Origin of the sequence: Streptomyces sp. NPDC059906, assembly GCF_042730645.1 — a bacterium.
Classification (GTDB): Bacteria; Actinomycetota; Actinomycetes; order Streptomycetales; family Streptomycetaceae; genus Streptomyces; species Streptomyces rubrogriseus.
The window spans coordinates 78564-94819 of the sequence record NZ_JBHWKU010000005.1; the positions used below are offsets into that span (position 1 = coordinate 78564).

Sequence of the window (16256 nt, forward strand, 5' to 3'; positions counted from 1 at the left end):
CGACGACGGGCGGGCGATGCCCGAATCTACGCCCGGGCGTGGAACTCCCGGACGACCTCGATGCGGCCCACGATGTGCCGGTTGAACTCGGCCAGCTCCTCCGCCGGGACCCACAGCTCCAGGATGGTCTCGCCGCCCGCCTGCCGTACCGGGTAGCGCGCGAGGAAGGCGGTGTCGGCCTCGAACCGGGTCACGTAGCCCGAGCCGGAGGCCGGGACGTTCCAGTCGCGGGCGATGCGGACGGCGTAGTCCTCGTTGAGGACCGGGTAGAAGATCGGCTGCTCGGGCAGGCGCGGGGGCCAGGCCGTCCAGCCGGAGGCCTCGACGAGCGCCAGCTCCTCGGGGCCGGTGGGCCGCCACAGGGTCGTCGTGCCGCTCCCGGTCCGCTGCTCGGTCATGGGCGGCGACGTTAGCCGCCCGGGCGCGGTCCCCGCCAAGGGTTTCAGAGCCGGGTGCGCGTCGGCCGGGGCGGGCCGGGGCCGGCGGCGGTCTCCGTGGCGGGCTCCGCGCGGGACCGGCGGCGCGGCGGGCGCCCGTACCGGCCCGTGAGCCACGAGACCAGGGCGACCGTGAGGCCGAGGGCGACGAGGAGCCAGGAGGCGGTGCGCAGCGTTTCGGTGAGGGCGTCGTAGACGGCGCCCGCGGCGGGCCCGTCCACCGGGCCGGGGAGTTCCGCGACGGTGAGCCGGCGGCCGACCAGGACGGCGAGGGCGAGCAGGGCGCCGCCGAGGGCGGTGCCGATCCCGGCGGCCGTGAGGGCGCGGCGGCGGCGGGCGGCGACGGCGATCCCGGTGACCGCGAAGGCGACGGCCGCCAGGGGCAGCCAGAAGGCGGCGACGTCGAGCACGTGGTAGCCCTTCCTGAGCCGGTCCGCCGCGTGGGCCGGGAGCACGGTGACCGCGAGGTGGCGGACCGGGATGCGCCGGGCGAAGGGCACGTGGTCCTCGGCGAGCCGGTCCCGCACGCGTTCGGTGACGGGAGCCAGGTCGGCGGTGATCGCGCGCCCCGCCGCGCCGTCGTCCCGCAGGGCGCGCAGTACGGCGGTGTGGACGGTGCGGTTCGCCGCGTCCCAGCCCTCGTGGAAGGCCTCGGTCCGGGTGAACGACCGGGCCGCGTCCCGCACGAAGAGCCGCACGCTGCCGCTCACGGGTCCTGCCGCGACCTCGTCGACGAGCCCCGCGAACCCGGCGCCCAGCGTGTCGGCGGCCGCGTCCCGTACGTCCGGATCGTCGGCGAGCGGGGCCATGGAGGCGACGTAGCGGCCCGTGTCGGCCGGCCCGTGCATCGCCCAGCCCGCCAGCGTGGCGCACGGTGCGAGCAGGCTGGCGAGGACGATCAGGGCGGCCGACAGGGCGCTCCGGAGGCGGGGGGACACCCTCCCAGGCAAACCCCCGCGCCCCCGCCGGGCGACCGGCGTGACTGCATTTGGCCCCCGGGGACGAGCCGGTCAGGTGGTGCGGGTGAGGGTGCGGGGCCTGGCCGCCCGGGCCTCCTCGGCGTCCTGGCGGGTGGCGTAGAGGTAGTACAGCCCGGCCGTCACCGCCGCCGCGAGCAGCAGGGACACGAGGACGCAGGTGAACATGGCCACGCCGCTGCCCGAGTACAGGAAGCCCAGGGCGCTGCCCGCGAACGCCCCCCACAGCACCGCGTGGCCCTCGCGCGGCAGCCGGTCGGCCACCGCCCGGACCACGTACCACAGGAGGGCGAAGGCGAGCACCGTCATGAAGCCGAACAGCAGGTTCCAGCCGGTGATGGGGCCGCCGTGACGGCGGACGGACGCCGCCCAGTAGCCGTAGACCAGGCCGATCGCCAGCGGCATCGCCCATTTCGCCAGCAGGTGGGTCCGCGCGCCGAAGACGTCGGGCGTCCGGCGCCCGGACGTGTCCCGTCCCGTACCGGTGCCGCCGGTGCGGGCGCCGGTGGACGTGGTGCGTGTGGGTACCGCGTGAGCCATGGGAGCACTCCTCTCGCCTCGCCCCCTCCGCCCCCGTCTACCAGCGCACACCTGGGCCCGCCGACTGGCAAGTCAGGACGCGGAGCGGTCGGGACGCGGGGCGGTCGGGATGCGGGCCGGTCGGGATGCGGGCCGGTCGGGCGCGTGTTTCGCTGGGGCCCGTGAGGGGTCGTGTCCGCAGGCCGGTGCGCGCCCGGTGGCGGCCGCTCGGCCGGCTCGTGCACGCCGCCGGTCAGGGGGACGCCGTGTCCCGGCACGAGCTGCTCAGTGTGCGCGGCCGGAGCGTCGCCTGGCTGTTCCCGCTGCTGCTGCTCGGCGGCATCATCGCGGGTGACATCACCACCGGGGCGTTCGAGATCATCTCCTGGACGGTGCTGGTGCCGGGGGTGGCCGCCGCGATCTGCGGGGTGTGGGGAACGGCCGCCTTCGCCGTACTCGCGCTCGGCGTCTACGTCATGGCCGACACGGTCTGGCAGCACCGGGACGAGACCGGGCCGGCCGGTCTGGTCCTCGTCGTCCTCGGCGGTCTCATCGCCATGGTGGCCGCCGGGTTCCGGGTCGGCGGCGAGCGGCGCATGCTGCACATGCGGGACATCGCCGACACCACCCGGCGCACCGTGCTGCGCCCGCTCCCGGTGGGTTTCGGCGGCCTCGACCACGCCGCCGTCTACCTCTCCGCGGACAGCGAGGCCCGCGTCGGCGGCGACTTCTACGACATCCAGCCCGGCCCGCACGGCACCCGGGTCCTCGTCGGCGACGTGCAGGGCAAGGGGCTCGGCGCGGTGGAGACGGCCGCCGCGCTGCTCGGCACCTTCCGCGAGGCCGGGTACCACGAAGCGGACCTCGTGACGGTTGCCGAGCGCCTGGAGACCCGCATGGTGCGCCACCGCGAGCACACCGCGGGCCTCGGCCGGGCCGACGGCGACCGGTTCGCCACCGCCGCGCTGATCGGTTTCCCGCCCGGTCTGCCGGACGCCGTGGACTGCGTCGTCTTCGGCCACGAACCCCCGATGGCGGTCGGCCCCCGCGGGGTGCGCCTGCTGCCGGTCGTGGGCGGGCTGCCGCTGGGCATGGCCGAACTGGCGCCCACCGGCCGGTCCGGGACGCCGCCGGTGCACCGGCTGCACCTGGCCGAGGACGAGACGCTGCTGCTGGTCACCGACGGGGTGACCGAGGCCCGGGACCCCGGCGGGGTGTTCTACCGGCCGGCCGACGACATCGCGCTCGCCCTCGCCGTCGACCCGCGCAGCGCCGTGCCCGCGCGGCTGGTGGCCCTCGTCCGGGACGGCACGCTGCGGCACTGCCGGGGGCGGGTGGCCGACGACACCACGGTCTTCGCGGTACGGCGGAGACCGGCCGGTCGGGAGCCGGCCGGCGGCGGCTGAGTGCCCCGCTTCGCAGTCGCAGCGGTTACGGTGCTGCGGTACGTGATCGACGTACGTGATCGACAGGGGGAGGGGACAGGGACATGCCCGGAACCGTGCTGCTGCTCGCGGCGGCGCCCGTGGGCCGCGGGTGCCTGGTGGACGCCGCCTCCGTGCTCCCCGTGCTCGCGGCGGTGCCGCCCGCCGTGCTCTCCGGCACGGACACGGCGAACGTCGTCGAACTCGCCGACCCGCTGGAGCCGCAGGCCGTCCTGACCCGGCTGCGGGCCGCGGCGGCGGCCCCCGGACCGCTCACGGTCTACGTCGCCGGGCAGCTCCAGCTGGACCGGCGCCAGCGCCTGCCGCACCTGGCGCTGGCCCGCACGACCCCGTCGACCGTCCGCTACACGGCGCTGCCCTGGCACTGGATCCGCGAGGAGCTGCGGCTGCGGCCGAGCGGCGCGACGACGCTGCTGCTCGATCTGCACGCCGACCACGAGACCTGGCAGTGGCTGCGGACCAGCCCGCTGGACTCCGGGCGCAACAACGCCGTCTACGGTCGCGTCGCGCCGCCGCCCGCACGGCGGGCGGTGGCCGTCCCGTCGTACATGCGGGGCGTGGCGACGATCCTGCGCAGCGGGCACCGGCCGCCGCCGGACGAGCTGCACCAGCAGGCGCTGGCCCGCGCCGCCGCCGACGCCCCGGGCAGCGGCGCGGTGACCGGCGCCGACCTGGTGCTGACGGCGCCGGGGCCGGTGGCGGGCGACCCGCACGCCGTCATCGCCGCCGCCGTGCAGGCCGGCCGGCACGGGGACGCCGACGCGCTCGCCGCCCGGCACGAGCGGGCCGCGGCCCACGCGCACGGGCCCGCCTCCGAGGACGCGCTGCACTGGACGGAGGTCCGGGCCGACCTGGCCATGTTCGCGGGGGACCCGGTGCGCAGCTGCCGGTCCTGGCTGACGGTGGCCGAGGCCCGGCTGGGCGCCGGGCAGCTTCCGCAGGCGCCCGCGGTGGAGGCGGCCGTCGACCGGGCCCACCATCAGTGGGGGCGGATCCGGGACGCCGGACCGGCCCGCGAACTGGGCGCGTCCCTCGCCGCGCTGCGCGGCCGCGTACCGGGCCGCCGCGAGGGCGCCCTGGACCATGTCCAGCGCGAACTGAGCCGACTCCAGACCCAGGGCTGAGCACACCCGCTCCGGCCGCAGGACCGAGGACGCCCCTCCCGGCGGCGGGCCTGGGGCCTGTCCGGCGGATCATGCCGCAGACGCGGGGTCTGGCACGCACTCCCCCACTGCCTCAAGGGCGTGGGAGGTGCCCCCAGCGGCGTTGTCGTCGGTTGCCAGGGCTCCGCCCTGGCGCCCTCCCCCGCCCTGCAGCTGCACGCACCAGACCCCGTTCACCGGCACTGATGGGATGCGGTGCCCTTCCTGCGACCTGATCCGCCGGACAGCCCTAGCCGTCCGCCGGGGCCGGCCCGTCCGCGGGTGGGGCGGCCTCCTGGGCCGGGGGCGGTGCCGCGTCCGCGGGGCCCGCGTTCGCGGCCAGCAGCAGGCAGGCCACGGCGGCGACGGCGGCGGCGAGCGCTCTGGCGTAACGTTCGGCGGTGCGGAAGCGTACGGGCACGGTGTCCTCTGCGGGATGAGGGATTGTGTCAAGCGCGGTTAAGTGCGCTTAATACGCGGTTTAACCTAGAGCCGTCCGCGCCGAACGGCAAGAGCCTCATGGGGAGTTGGCAGTGGGGGACCGTGACGACCGAAACGCCATCGGACGCCGGGTGCAGCGCCTGCGCGCCGAGCGCGGCATGACCCAGCGCCAGCTCGCGGAACCGGCGTACACACCCGCCTACATCTCCACCCTGGAGGCCGGCCGCGTCCGCCCCTCCGACGAGGCGCTGCGGCACCTCGCCGACCGGCTCGGCGTCGGCTACGAGGAGCTGGCCACCGGACGCCCCGCCCGCCTCGCCACCGACCTGCGGCTCAGGCTCACCGAGGCGCAGCGCACCCTGGCCACCGAGGGTGCGGAGCAGGCGGCCGCGCAGTACACCGGGCTGCTCGCCGAGGCCGAGACGTACGAGCTGGCCGAGGAGCGGGCCGCGGCGCTGCTCGGGCTCGGGGAGTGCGCCGTGGAGACCGGCGAACTGGCCGCCGGACGGCAGTACTTCGAGCGGGCCGAGCAGTGCCTCGCAGACGCCGGGGCCCCGCTACCCGCCCGGGTCCCCGCGCTGCGCGGGCGGGCGTTGGCCCACTACCTGGCCGGTGAACTGCGGTACGCCGTCTACCTGCTGGAGTCCACCCTCGACGAGCTGAACCGCGGCGGTCTGCACGACCCCGACGCGCTGCTGCTGCTCTACGCCAGCGCGATCGGCCCGTACATGGACATGGGCGCCCACGCGCGCGCCGCCCAGGCCGCCGAACTCGCCCTCTCCCTCGCCCCCAGCGCCGGGGACCCCGCCCTGGTGGCCCGCATGCACCGCTCCGTCGCCCGCACCCTGCTCGCCGAGGGCCGCCTCGCCGAGGCCGACGCCTCGCTGGCCAAGGCGGCCGAGCTGTACCGCACCCTGCAACTCCGCACCGAGCTGGCCAACTGCCACTGGATGCGCGGCTACGTCTGCGCCCAGAACGGCGAACTCCCGCGCGCGGAGGAGGAGATGCGGGAGGCCCTCGGCATGCTCTCGGCCACCCGCGCCGCCCTCTACAGCAGTCAGGTCGCCGTCGAGCTGGCCGACGTACTGCACCGGCGCGGCAAGTCGGAGGAGGCCGCCGAGCTGCTGCACGGGGTCCTCGACGACCTCTCCTCCGAGCGCGGCGCCGTGCACTCCGCGGGCGCGCACCGGCTGCTCGGCATCATCGCCGAGGACGCCCGGGACACCGAGGCCGCCGAGGAGCACTACGTCCGTGCGCTGAGCCTGCTGGAGCGGGCCGGCGCGGCCGGTGACCTGGCCGACCTGTGCCGACTCCTCGGCGACCTGCTGCGCCGCACCGGCCGCGTCGAGGCCGCCCTGGACGCGTACCGCACCGGCCTCGGGCACCGCACCGCGCCCGGCACCACCACCCTGGGCCCGGCCCCGGCCCAGCCGCCGCTCTAGCCCTGGCGGTCCGGCTCCGACTGCCTGGCTCGCGCCCGGCGGCCGCTTTGTTCCGGTCGTTCGGTTTGCGCCCGGCGGCCGTTCCGGCTGCGGTTGCCTGGTGCCCGTCCAGCGGCGGTTAAGGCTTCGGTCGCCCGGCGCTCGCGCAGTCGTCGCTCTGGACCTGGCAGTCCGGCTCGCGCACCGTCGCCGTTCTGGCTCTGGCGGTTCAGGCCGCGGGTGGTCCGGTGAGCGGTGCCGGGGGCGTCGTCAGGGAGGAGACCGGACGGTTGCAGGCGAAGTCGCGGGACAGGCGCCGCGGCCCCGGCAAGGGCCGTGCGGTGGCTCTCAGACCTGGGCCCGGCCCTGTCGCCGTGCCTCCGTCAGGCGGGCGGTTCCCGTCTCGGCGGCGGTGCGGGTGGCGTCGTCGGCCGGTTCGCCGAGGGTGCCGTTGGTGAAGCTGATCGCGTCGTCGCCCACCCGGACGGCGACCAGGTCCACGGTGAGGACCCCGGCCCAGGCGTCGGTGTCGGTCCGCGGGTCGGCCTCGTTGTCCGTCCCGTTGTCCGTCCCGTTGTCCGTCCCGTTGTCCGTCCCGGTGTCCGTCCCGGTGTCCGCGGCGGTGTCCGGTGGCGCGTCGCCCACCGTGACCCGCAGGCCGCCGCGGGCGTCCCCCGCCTCCGGCAGGTGCAGGCCGGTGACCCGGACGTCCCGTACGGTGCCGTGGGCGGCCCGGGCGGTGAAGTGCCCGCACGCGTCCGGCAGCGTCCCGAGCCACGCCAGCGTCCGGTCGAGGCCGGCGGCGCGGTAGGAGGTGACCCGGTAGTGGAGCTGGGCCCCGCCGTCCGCGTCGTCCAGGGCGGTCGTGGCCCGGGGCGCGGTGGCGGCGCCCGTGCCGAAGAGGTCTTCGGTGTACAGGACGTCCAGCAGCCGTCGGCAGTCGGACCGCCCCGCGGTGGCCTTGAGCAGCTCGTCGCGCCAGGTCGCGGCACCCCGCGTCGGCTCCCACGCGTCCCCGAGGTCGGCCGCCGTGACCAGGGCCGCCCGCGCCTGACCGCCGGTGAGCGCGGGTGGCAGGCCGGGTGACGGAAGGGCGGCCGGGGACCGCACGGACGGCGGTACCGGGCCGGTCGGCCGGTCCGGTCCCCGCCCGCCGCCGACGCAGGCGGTCGCCGTCAGTGCCAGCACCGCAGCGAGCGCCGCGCCGAGCAGGGGACGGGCGGCGCAGGCGTGCTGCATCGGTGCCTCCTGGAGGGCCGCCGCGACCGGCGCCGTGCCGGATCGGTCACCCCTCCACGGCACCACCGTCCCCGCCCCGCCACCAGCGTGCGCGGCCGTCCGGGTGAGAGCGCCGGGCGGCCGCGCGGGCCGGTTACAGGCCCAGCCACACCGTCGTGTCCGGGCCCAGTCGGCCGTCCTCCAGGGGTGCGCTGGCGAGCAGCACCTCACCGGCCGGCAGGTCGACCGCGGTGCCGGAGAGGTTGGCGACGCAGCGCCAGCCGTCCGAGCGGTCGAACCGCAGCACCCCCACCGGAACGTCGTCCGACCAGGTCAGCGACTCGCCGTCGAGCAGCTTGCGGCGCAGGCGCAGCGCCGTGCGGTACAGCTCCAGCGTCGAGCCCGCCACCCCGTCCTGGGCCTGGACGGCGTACGCCGCGAAGCCCGGCGGCTGCGGCAGCCACGCCCCGCCCGCGCCGAAGCCGTACGAGGGTCCCTCCGTCGTCCAGGGCAGCGGCACCCGGCAGCCGTCGCGGCCCTTGCGGACGTGGCCGGTCTGCTCCCAGATCGGGTCCTGGAGCACCTCGGTGGGCAGGTCGGCCACCTCGGGCAGGCCCAGCTCCTCGCCCTGGTAGAGGTAGGCCGAGCCGGGGAGCGCCAGCATCAGCAGCGTCGCCGCGCGGGCCCGGCGCAGCCCGGCCGCCGGGTCGACGGCGGGCGCGTGGCCGCCGGACAGCAGCCAGGCGTCGGTGTCCGTGTCCGGCGGCAGGACCAGGCGGGTGGCGTGCCGGACGACGTCGTGGTTGGACAGCACCCAGGTCGCCGAGGCGCCCGCGGCCCGCGCGTCGGCCAGCGAGCCGGTGATGACCTCGCGCAGCTCGGCGGCGTCCCAGCCGGTCTGGAGGTACTCGAAGTTGAAGGCCTGGCCGAGTTCGTCAGGGCGGGCGTACAGCACCCGCCGGGGGCCCGGGACCCAGGCCTCGGCGACGGCCGTGCGGGGCGGGGTGTAGGCGTCGAGGATCTTGCGCCAGTCGCGGTACACCTCGTGGACGTCGTCGCGGTCGTAGAACGGGTGGGTGCCCGGCGCGAACCGGGCCAGGGCCGCCTCGCCGCTCAGCTCCGGGTCGCCCAGGTCGCGCAGCGGCTCGGTCAGGTCCTTGACCAGCGCGTGCGCGACGTCCACGCGGAAGCCGTCGACGCCCCGGTCGCACCAGAACTTCAGCGTGCTGCGGAAGTCGGCGCGGACCTGCTCGTTCTCCCAGTTCAGGTCGGGCTGCTGGGGCGCGAACAGGTGCAGGTACCACTGTCCGTCGGGCACCCGCCGCCAGGCGCTGCCGCCGAAGACGGACTGCCAGTCGGTGGGCGGGAGTTCGCCGTGCGCGCCGCGGCCGTCCCGGAAGACGTACCGGTCGCGGGCGGCGGAACCGGGACCGGCGGTCAGCGCCTCCCGGAACCAGGCGTGGCGGTGCGAGGTGTGGTTGGGCACCAGGTCGACGATCACCTTCAGGCCCAGCCGGTGGGCCTCGGCGGCCATCGCGTCGAAGTCGTCCAGCGTGCCCAGGCGCGGGTCGACGTCGCGGTAGTCGTCGACGTCGTAGCCGCCGTCGGTGAGTTCGGAGGGGTAGAAGGGGCTGAGCCAGAGGGCGTCCACGCCGAGCGCGGCCAGGTGGGTCAGACGCTGGGTGACGCCGCGCAGGTCGCCGAGCCCGTCGCCGTCGGCGTCGGCGAAGCTGCGGGGATAGACCTGGTAGATGACGGCCTGCCGCCACCAGTTGGGGTCCTTGGACGACAGGTCGGGGGTGCTGGCGGTGCTGCGTACGGTCACGCGGCCTCCTTCGAGATGCCGAGTCGGTACCTGCGGGCGACACGAACAGATCTGTCCACATCACCCGAAAAGCGAACCCGTTCCCCTACGACGCGCCGGGGCCATACGCCTGGGCGCCGAGGTGCCGCGAGGACCGATGGCGCGGACACCGGCTCCGGTTCCCGGTCAGGGCAGGACCGGATCAGGCATCGAGCGGCCGTACAGCTCGTCCAGGCCGATCAGTAGAACGCCCCCTCCTTCGGCTTGGGCGCGCAGCGTGTCGCTGAATCCGGCGGCGCTGAAGCATCCCAGGGCGCACTGCGTCGTGTCGTATCCCCGTTCAGCGAGAACGTCACGGGCCCGCATGAGACGCTCCAGGTGGTTCACCCCCATGACGGTTCCCCATTTCGCCTCCCCGAGGAGGGACACGAAGGGCTTCTCGCCCCCTGATCCCGGACCGGCGACCGCCACATCGATCTCCGTCTGCCGTCGTGCCCTGGGGTCCGTCACCACGCCACCCCCGATCTGTCCCAGGGACATGCTCAACAGGGACCGGCCTGGTCCCAGCACGTACTCGCGGCACACCGCCTCGAAATGCGGACCTGCCACTTGGGCGGCGAACCGCTCCCTCGCCTGTGCCCAGACCTCGGCGGCCTGGCCGCTCTCCAACTGCGCCCAGGCCGGACGCATGACCGCCTCGTAGAAGTTGATCAATGGCTCGGTGACGCGGTACTGCGACTTGCCGGCCCGGAAGACGTCCGCCTCGCGCATGAGGAGGTGGCTGTCCTCCAGGACGTTGAGCGGATGGGAGATGTCGACGGACTTGCGACCGATGTAACCGGCGATGCCGCCGCGCGTCCTGTTCCCCTGAGCCACCGCTGCGAGGACGGAGTGGTACAACGCGGTGTCCCGGATGTCCGTCTCCTCTGCGAGCAGATAGCGCGCTTCCCGAAAGAGCGGGCTGTACGGGGAGAGGACGGTGCGGCGGACCCAGTCGTCGAAGTCGGTGAGAGATGTCGGTACGTCGTCAGCCAGGAACTGGCGACGGTAGGCCGGCGTCCCTCCCACGACGGAGTGCAGCCTCGCCGCCAGGGCGGGGTCGTCAGCGACTCCCCAGAAGTCGGCAGCGGCCCGGTACCCGAAGGGCCGAACGACGAGCTCGAGCTGCGCTCGTCCGCGCAAAGGCGCGGTACTGGCCAGCAGGCCGCCCATGACGGACATGGCCGACCCGCACAGGAGCAGCCTCATGCGGCTCTTCTCTGCCTGATACCGGTCGATTTCGCGCTGGATGAGCGAGGGCAGCTCCGGGGAGGACTTCACCAGGTACGGAAACTCGTCGATGACCACGAGGAAGGGGCGTCCTCCGCTGCCGGGAGCGGCAAGGCCGAACAGAGACGAGACCGCGTCATGCCAGGTGGCAAAGGCATAGGGCACCGGGGCCCCCATGTGGTCGGCGAGGGCCGAACCGAACTGGCGGAGCGACTCCGCCTCGGTCCCGGCAGTGGCCCCGAAGTAGAAGCCGCCGCACTGTTCGACAAGCGCCCGCAAGAGGTACGTCTTGCCCATGCGCCGCCTCCCACTGACCACCCCGAGCATGGCGTGCGGCAGGGGACGCCCTGCGAAGGTGGTCAGCGCTTCCCACTCCGCACCACGATCGAAGACGTGCGACGGCTTGTTGATGATCACAGACTTCTACTCCCGCACCAGGGCATAGGACTACACCTCAAAGGAGTGTAGTCCTTGCTCCATCGGGCGGGCGGCATCAATTGCTCAGAAAGCTGCCCACCGGATCCCGAGCGTGGCCATTCCGAGGAAGGCGGCACCTCCCGCCACCGGCGCGCCTGTGGCGCGATCCGCTGTCTCCCTCCGGTGGCCGATCGCCCAGAAGATCCCGGCCATCACAGCTCCCACGATCACCGCACACATCAGCGACAGAGCAAGCCACACCCCCTTGAGGCTCCCGCCACTACCGCCCACAGCCACCCAGTTGGTGGTCCGCACCGCAGACGACAGCAGGAAGGCCCCTGCGACGCCGACGGGCGAGCGGTTGCGGGCCGAGTAGGAGACGGCCATACGTCAGCAGATGACGTCCGCCACGTGGCAAGCGTGGCTGGGTGCACGCGTGTCGCAGTCCGCGAAGGCCTGGGTGCTCGCGACGGTGATCAACCGGTTCTGCGAAGACAACGGACTGATCGACCCCTCGTGTGCGGACGACGCCGACCGCGTCCCTGGGGCTCGACGCGAAACCGAGGACCACACGTCGGCCGGCCACATGCTCACGGCGACGCCTCTGGGAAGACGTGTGGGAGGCCCAGCGCCAGCAGGACGCGGGCCGGGAAGTCACACCCGACGCGCGCCCTTCCGGCCTGCCGCGGTTCAGTTCCCCGGATTTCGACCTCCTGGAGGTCGAGGCCCACGCTCACACGTTCCGTCCAGAGTCAGCGCTTCCGCTGCTCAGCGCCCTGGCCGACCTGCTCCCGTGGGTCTCCGTATCATGCAACGAACACACCCTCGACGAATCGGCGCAGCGGGAAGCCGTCCGGACAACGTACGAAGCCTGGCTCGTTCGCCTTGGCCTTTCGGCCGACGAAGTGAGTTCCTGGAGTCCCCGCGCTCCGAGACGAGGGAGGCCACGCAAGAACCCCCTTTAGGGGCGGCCCTTTGCCCGTGTCGCTGTCGCTGTCGTTGTTGCGCAGGACTGCTCAACGGCAGTCAGGTACAGCTCCACGTACCGGTCGACGTCCACGTCCAGGGCCACATCGACCAGGGGCTGTTCGCGCAGGCCGTCGTGCAGTTCGGACTCGCCGACGCGCAGTCGGCGGTCGACCAGGGTCTGGCCGCGGGACGGGCCGGGGGCCAGGGACACCTCGACGGGCAGCCGGTGCGTGGTCAGGCCCGCCGGGTCGATCACCGCGCAGACCGCGCCCGCGTCGCCGAGCCCGCCGCCGGGGTCCGTGGCGTCGGTGGCCGGGCCCCGGTGGGCGAGCAGCTCCCCGGCGAGCCGGGTGCCGGGTTCGGCGCTCGCGCGCAGCCGCCGTACGTCGGCGCCGGGCACGATCACCCGCTCGAACACGTCGAGGCCGTACATCGTGATCGGCACCCCGGCCGTGAGCAGGATCGCGGCGGCCTCCGGGTCGTGCCACACGTTGAACTCGGCGACCGGCGTCGCGTTCCCGGTGGCCACCGCGCCGCCCATGAACACGATCCGCTCGATGTTGCCGGTGACCTCCGGGTGGGTGCGCAGCAGCAGCGCGATGTTGGTCAGCGGCGCGGTCGGGATCAGGGTGACCGGCCGCGGGCAGGCGAGGATCTCCCGGCGCAGCAGCGTCACCGCGTCCACGTCGGCGGGGGCGCGGGTGGGCGGGGGCAGCCCGAGGTCGCCCATGCCGTCGGCCCCGTGCACGTGCCGCGCGGTACGCACGCCCTCGATCAGCGGCCGCTCGGCACCCCGGGCGACGGGGACGTCCGGGGCACCGGCCCGCTCCAGCACCGTCAGCGTGTTCCGGACGACCCCCGCCACGTCCGTGTTCCCGGCCACGCAGGTGACCGCGCGCAGGTCCAGGCGCGGGTGCCGGACCGCCAGCAGCAGGGCCAGGGCGTCGTCGATGCCGGTGTCGCAGTCGATGATCACCGGAATGGGCTGCTGCTGCTCGGAGACGGTGCGCACGGCCGGGGGCTCCTTGTTGCTTCGCGGGGACGCCGATGCCGGTGACCCTACGCGGGCCCGGCCGTGTCCCCGCGGCTCGGCACCACGACGCTTCCCGCCCGGGCGCGCAACGCCGGGTTCGTGGCCCTGCACGGGGAGTGCGGGCTCAGTCGGACGGCCACAGCTCAAGGCCGCGTGCCTCGACGCGGTCGGTGATGCGGTGCACAAGCGCGGTGCCGGACAGCTGTCCGGGCCGGCGGCCGTCGCGCAGGCGTACGTCGACGAGGTCGCCGTCCTGCGCCTCCCGCGCGCCGATCACCGCCTGGTACGGCACCTTCCGCGCCGCCCGGACCCGGGCACCGAGGCTGCCGCGCTCCGGGTCGGCGACCTCGGCGCGCAGGCCCAGGTCGGTGGCCTGCCGCAGCAGGGCGTACGCCGCCTCCCGCTGCGCCCCGGCCACCGGGAGCACCACCAGCTGCACCGGGGCCAGCCACGCCGGGAACGCGCCGCCGTGCGCCTCGATCAGGTGGGCGACCGCTCGCTCCACGCTGCCGATGACACTGCGGTGCACCATGACCGGGCGGTGCCTGGCGCCGTCGGGGCCGAGATAGCGCAGGCCGAAGCGTTCGGGCTGGTGGAAGTCGATCTGGACGGTGGACAAGGTGGACTCGCGTCCGGCCGCGTCCTCGATCTGTACGTCGATCTTGGGGCCGTAGAAGGCGGCCTCGCCCTCCACCGCCTCGTACGGCAGTCCGTCGAGAGCCTCGCGGAGCAGCGCGGTGGCCCGCCGCCACAGCTCCGGGTCGGCGACGTACTTCCCGCCGGGACCCGGCATGGACAGGCGGTAACGGGAGGCCCGGATGCCGAGGTCCGCGTGGGCGCGGCGGATGAGCCCGAGGGCGGCGCGGGCCTCGGCGGCGGCCTGGTCCGGGGTGCAGAAGATGTGCGCGTCGTTGAGGTGGATGGCCCGCACACGGGTCAGTCCGCCCAGGACACCGGAGGGCTCGGAGCGGTACATGGCGCCCAGCTCGGCGATGCGCAGGGGGAGTTCGCGGTAGCTGCGGGCCCGGGAGCGGTAGACCAGGGCGTGGTGCGGGCACAGGCTCGGGCGCATTACGACCTCCTCGGCGCCCAGCTCCATCGGCGGGAACATGTCGTCGCGGTAGTGCTCCCAGTGCCCCGAGATCTCGTACAGCTCGCGCTTGCCGAGGACGGGGGAGTAGACGTGCCGGTAGCCGGCCCGGCGTTCCGCCTCGCGGACGTACTCCTCCAGGGTGTGGCGCACGACCGCGCCGTTGGGCAGCCAGTACGGCAGGCCCGCGCCCATGAGGGGGTCGGTGTCGAACAGCTCCAGTTCGCGGCCGAGCCGCCGGTGGTCGTGGTTCCGGCCGTGGTCCCGGTCGTGGTCCCGGTCGTGCATGGTGGTCTCCCTCGGAACGGTCCACGGGACGAGCACCACGTGACGAAGCCCCGGGGCGCTTGCCCCGGGGCTTCGGACTTCTGGTCAGCAGTCAGCGCGCCGGGACGAATCCCGGCGTCGTCTCCAAGAACGGACGGACGCGCTTCACGGGGACGACGGTACGGGCGCGCCGGGCGCGGACGCGAGCGAATTTCCCGGCCCTCCGGCCCCCTCCCCCCCCGCCGGAGCCGTCAGAGCCGTCAGCGCACGATCACCAGCTCGTGCGAGGTGGTGTTGAGCCGTCGGCCCCCGTCCTCCGTACAGGTCACGACGTCCTCGATGCGGACGCCGAAGCGGTCCGGAAGGTGGATGCCGGGCTCGATGGAGAAGCACATGCCCGGTTCGAGGGGCTGCTCCTCGCCCTCCGCCAGATAGGGCGGCTCGTGGGTGGTGACGCCGACGCCGTGGCCGGTGCGGTGCGCGCCGTGCCCGGCGAGCCCGGCCTCCTCGATCACCGCGCGGGCCGCCCGGTCGACCTCCTGGCAGGACACCCCGGGCCGCACCGCCCCGAAGGCCGCCCGCTGCGCGGCCCGGACGGTCTCGTGGACCCACCGCTCGTCGTCCGTGGGCGCCCCGACGTGGACGGTGCGGGCGATGTCGAAGCCGTAGCCGTCCTTGAGGCCGCCGAAGTCCAGGACGACCATGTCCCCGTCCTCGATGACCCGGTCACCGGGCCGGTGGTGCGGGTCGGCCGCGTGGGGTCCGGCGCCGACCACCGTGAAGTCGACGCGGCTGCGGCCGTGCGCGCGCAGCAGCCCGGCCAGGTCGGCGGCCAGCTCGCGCTCGCTGCGCCCGCCGAAACGCAGCCCGAGGACCTCCTCGTACGCGGTGTCCGCCGCCGCTGCCGCGGCCGTGAGCCGGGCCACCTCCTGCTCGTCCTTCACCGCGCGCCGCATGGGCAGTACGGCGGACAGCGGCTGGTAGGTGGCCAGCGGCAGGGACGCCTGGAGGCAGAGCAGGTGCAGCGCCCACGTCGCGTCGGAGACGGCGTACCGGCCGTGCGGGCGCAGCAGCCCGGCCGCGGCGGCGTAGGCGTCCTGTCCCTCCCACCAGTCGAAGACCCGTACCGCGCCCGCGCCGGGGGCCGCCTCGGCGGTCGGGCGGTCGAGCGCGGGCACCAGCAGCCGGGGCTGGGAGGTGGCGGTGAGGACGAGGAGGGTGAGGCGTTCGGTGGGGGCGGTGGGTCGGTAGCCGCACAGCCACACCAGGTCGGGGCCGGGGGTGACCAGCACTCCGGCGAGTCCGAGGGCGGCGGCCTCGTAGGCGGTGCGGTCCATGCGGGCCGCGTAGACCTCGTCCGTGAAGGCGCCGGGGGCGGCGTCGCCCACGGCCTCAGACGTGTCCCGGCCCACCGCTGCCGAAGGCCCCGCTCGACCCCGGCAGCCAGCGGCGCCGCTTCTGGTCCTCGCCGCGGCGGCTGCCCGAGTGGTGCAGCTCGTAGGGCATGAGCCGCGGGCTCCCGTCGTTGTTCAGCGGGATCTCGTCGGGTTCGCGCATCTCGCGCTCCTCGCGGACGGCCCCGGTGTCCGGGAGGTGCGGCTGTTCGTCGGCGCGGGGGCGGTCCGGCTCCCGGTCCATGACCCGCATGCCGACGCGTACGGCCCAGACCAACGCCCCGGCGATCACCAGTCCGATGATGAAGACCACTGCCACTTTGGCCCCGCCCGAGGGCGCGGCCAGCAGTACATACGTTGCCGTACTCATGTTCTGATTATGTACCCCCAAATGAGATAAAGCGCCTGATATG

Annotated in this window: 15 protein-coding genes; 3 read left to right on the forward strand and 12 right to left on the reverse strand. The window is 74.6% G+C overall.

All coding sequences use genetic code 11. The annotated features are described in order from the left end of the window. Positions 1 to 26: 26 nt before the first annotated feature. The 3 genes from ACFV9J_RS10075 to ACFV9J_RS10085 all read right to left on the reverse strand — a co-directional run bounded on the left by ACFV9J_RS10075 (position 27) and on the right by ACFV9J_RS10085 (position 1954). Positions 27 to 398, reverse strand: a complete 372-nt coding sequence (locus ACFV9J_RS10075) for an ADP-ribosylation/crystallin J1 (protein WP_385352374.1) — start codon at positions 396 to 398, stop codon at positions 27 to 29. Between the two features lie 44 nt (positions 399 to 442). Then, positions 443 to 1375, reverse strand: a complete 933-nt coding sequence (locus ACFV9J_RS10080) for a hypothetical protein (protein WP_385352376.1) — start codon at positions 1373 to 1375, stop codon at positions 443 to 445. Positions 1376 to 1447: 72 nt separating this feature from the next. Next, positions 1448 to 1954: a hypothetical protein gene (locus tag ACFV9J_RS10085; protein ID WP_385352378.1), complete on the reverse strand. Its 507-nt coding sequence runs from the start codon at positions 1952 to 1954 to the stop codon at positions 1448 to 1450. A gap of 125 nt (positions 1955 to 2079) precedes the next feature. Between ACFV9J_RS10085 and ACFV9J_RS10090 the strand changes: the two genes are divergently transcribed. Both ACFV9J_RS10090 and ACFV9J_RS10095 read left to right on the forward strand, forming a co-directional pair. Beyond that, a complete protein-coding gene (locus ACFV9J_RS10090; RefSeq protein ID WP_385352380.1) occupies positions 2080 to 3339 on the forward strand; it encodes a PP2C family protein-serine/threonine phosphatase in 1260 nt (419 codons plus the stop codon). Between the two features lie 83 nt (positions 3340 to 3422). Beyond that, on the forward strand, positions 3423 to 4502 hold the full coding sequence (locus ACFV9J_RS10095; RefSeq protein WP_385352382.1) for a hypothetical protein: 1080 nt from the start codon (positions 3423 to 3425) through the stop codon (positions 4500 to 4502). A 268-nt stretch (positions 4503 to 4770) separates the two neighbouring features. Here the strand turns inward: ACFV9J_RS10095 and ACFV9J_RS10100 are convergent, their stop codons facing one another. Beyond that, the gene (locus tag ACFV9J_RS10100) at positions 4771 to 4941 is read right to left on the reverse strand and encodes a hypothetical protein (protein WP_385352384.1); all 171 of its coding nucleotides are present in this window, start codon (positions 4939 to 4941) and stop codon (positions 4771 to 4773) included. Positions 4942 to 5053: 112 nt separating this feature from the next. On the opposite strand from ACFV9J_RS10100, the gene ACFV9J_RS10105 reads away from it, so the two are divergent. After that, positions 5054 to 6403, forward strand: coding sequence for a helix-turn-helix domain-containing protein (locus ACFV9J_RS10105; protein WP_385352386.1), 1350 nt, complete (start codon positions 5054 to 5056; stop codon positions 6401 to 6403). Positions 6404 to 6730: 327 nt separating this feature from the next. Here the strand turns inward: ACFV9J_RS10105 and ACFV9J_RS10110 are convergent, their stop codons facing one another. From ACFV9J_RS10110 to ACFV9J_RS10145, 8 genes are all read right to left on the reverse strand, one after another. Next, positions 6731 to 7621, reverse strand: a complete 891-nt coding sequence (locus ACFV9J_RS10110) for a hypothetical protein (protein ID WP_385352388.1) — start codon at positions 7619 to 7621, stop codon at positions 6731 to 6733. A gap of 133 nt (positions 7622 to 7754) precedes the next feature. Continuing rightward, entirely contained in the window at positions 7755 to 9425 is a 1671-nt protein-coding gene (locus ACFV9J_RS10115; protein WP_385352390.1) for a glycoside hydrolase family 13 protein, read from the reverse strand. Between the two features lie 165 nt (positions 9426 to 9590). Then, the gene (locus tag ACFV9J_RS10120; protein WP_385352902.1) at positions 9591 to 11084 is read right to left on the reverse strand and encodes an ATP-binding protein; all 1494 of its coding nucleotides are present in this window, start codon (positions 11082 to 11084) and stop codon (positions 9591 to 9593) included. Positions 11085 to 11174: 90 nt separating this feature from the next. After that, on the reverse strand, positions 11175 to 11477 hold the full coding sequence (locus tag ACFV9J_RS10125) for a hypothetical protein (protein WP_385352392.1): 303 nt from the start codon (positions 11475 to 11477) through the stop codon (positions 11175 to 11177). Positions 11478 to 12051: 574 nt separating this feature from the next. Then, the gene (locus ACFV9J_RS10130) at positions 12052 to 13071 is read right to left on the reverse strand and encodes a nucleoside hydrolase (RefSeq protein WP_385352394.1); all 1020 of its coding nucleotides are present in this window, start codon (positions 13069 to 13071) and stop codon (positions 12052 to 12054) included. A gap of 145 nt (positions 13072 to 13216) precedes the next feature. Beyond that, the gene (gene thrS, locus ACFV9J_RS10135) at positions 13217 to 14470 is read right to left on the reverse strand and encodes a threonine--tRNA ligase (protein ID WP_385352396.1); all 1254 of its coding nucleotides are present in this window, start codon (positions 14468 to 14470) and stop codon (positions 13217 to 13219) included. A gap of 239 nt (positions 14471 to 14709) precedes the next feature. After that, positions 14710 to 15837, reverse strand: a complete 1128-nt coding sequence (locus tag ACFV9J_RS10140; RefSeq protein ID WP_385352398.1) for a M24 family metallopeptidase — start codon at positions 15835 to 15837, stop codon at positions 14710 to 14712. Positions 15838 to 15841: 4 nt separating this feature from the next. Further along, complete coding sequence (locus tag ACFV9J_RS10145; RefSeq protein ID WP_385352400.1) at positions 15842 to 16213, reverse strand: DUF6479 family protein; 372 nt, start codon at positions 16211 to 16213, stop codon at positions 15842 to 15844. Positions 16214 to 16256 lie beyond the last annotated feature (43 nt).

Bases quoted from the DNA above. Each gene is read 5' to 3' on its own strand.
- ACFV9J_RS10075 (WP_385352374.1), bottom strand. From the start codon at position 398: ATGACCGAGCAGCGGACCGGGAGCGGCACGACGACCCTGTGGCGGCCC.
- ACFV9J_RS10085 (WP_385352378.1), bottom strand. From the start codon at position 1,954: ATGGCTCACGCGGTACCCACACGCACCACGTCCACCGGCGCCCGCACC.
- ACFV9J_RS10090 (WP_385352380.1), top strand. From the start codon at position 2,080: ATGCGGGCCGGTCGGGCGCGTGTTTCGCTGGGGCCCGTGAGGGGTCGT.
- ACFV9J_RS10095 (WP_385352382.1), top strand. From the start codon at position 3,423: ATGCCCGGAACCGTGCTGCTGCTCGCGGCGGCGCCCGTGGGCCGCGGG.
- ACFV9J_RS10110 (WP_385352388.1), bottom strand. From the start codon at position 7,621: ATGCAGCACGCCTGCGCCGCCCGTCCCCTGCTCGGCGCGGCGCTCGCT.
- ACFV9J_RS10125 (WP_385352392.1), bottom strand. From the start codon at position 11,477: ATGGCCGTCTCCTACTCGGCCCGCAACCGCTCGCCCGTCGGCGTCGCA.
- thrS (WP_385352396.1), bottom strand. From the start codon at position 14,470: ATGCACGACCGGGACCACGACCGGGACCACGGCCGGAACCACGACCAC.
- ACFV9J_RS10145 (WP_385352400.1), bottom strand. From the start codon at position 16,213: ATGAGTACGGCAACGTATGTACTGCTGGCCGCGCCCTCGGGCGGGGCC.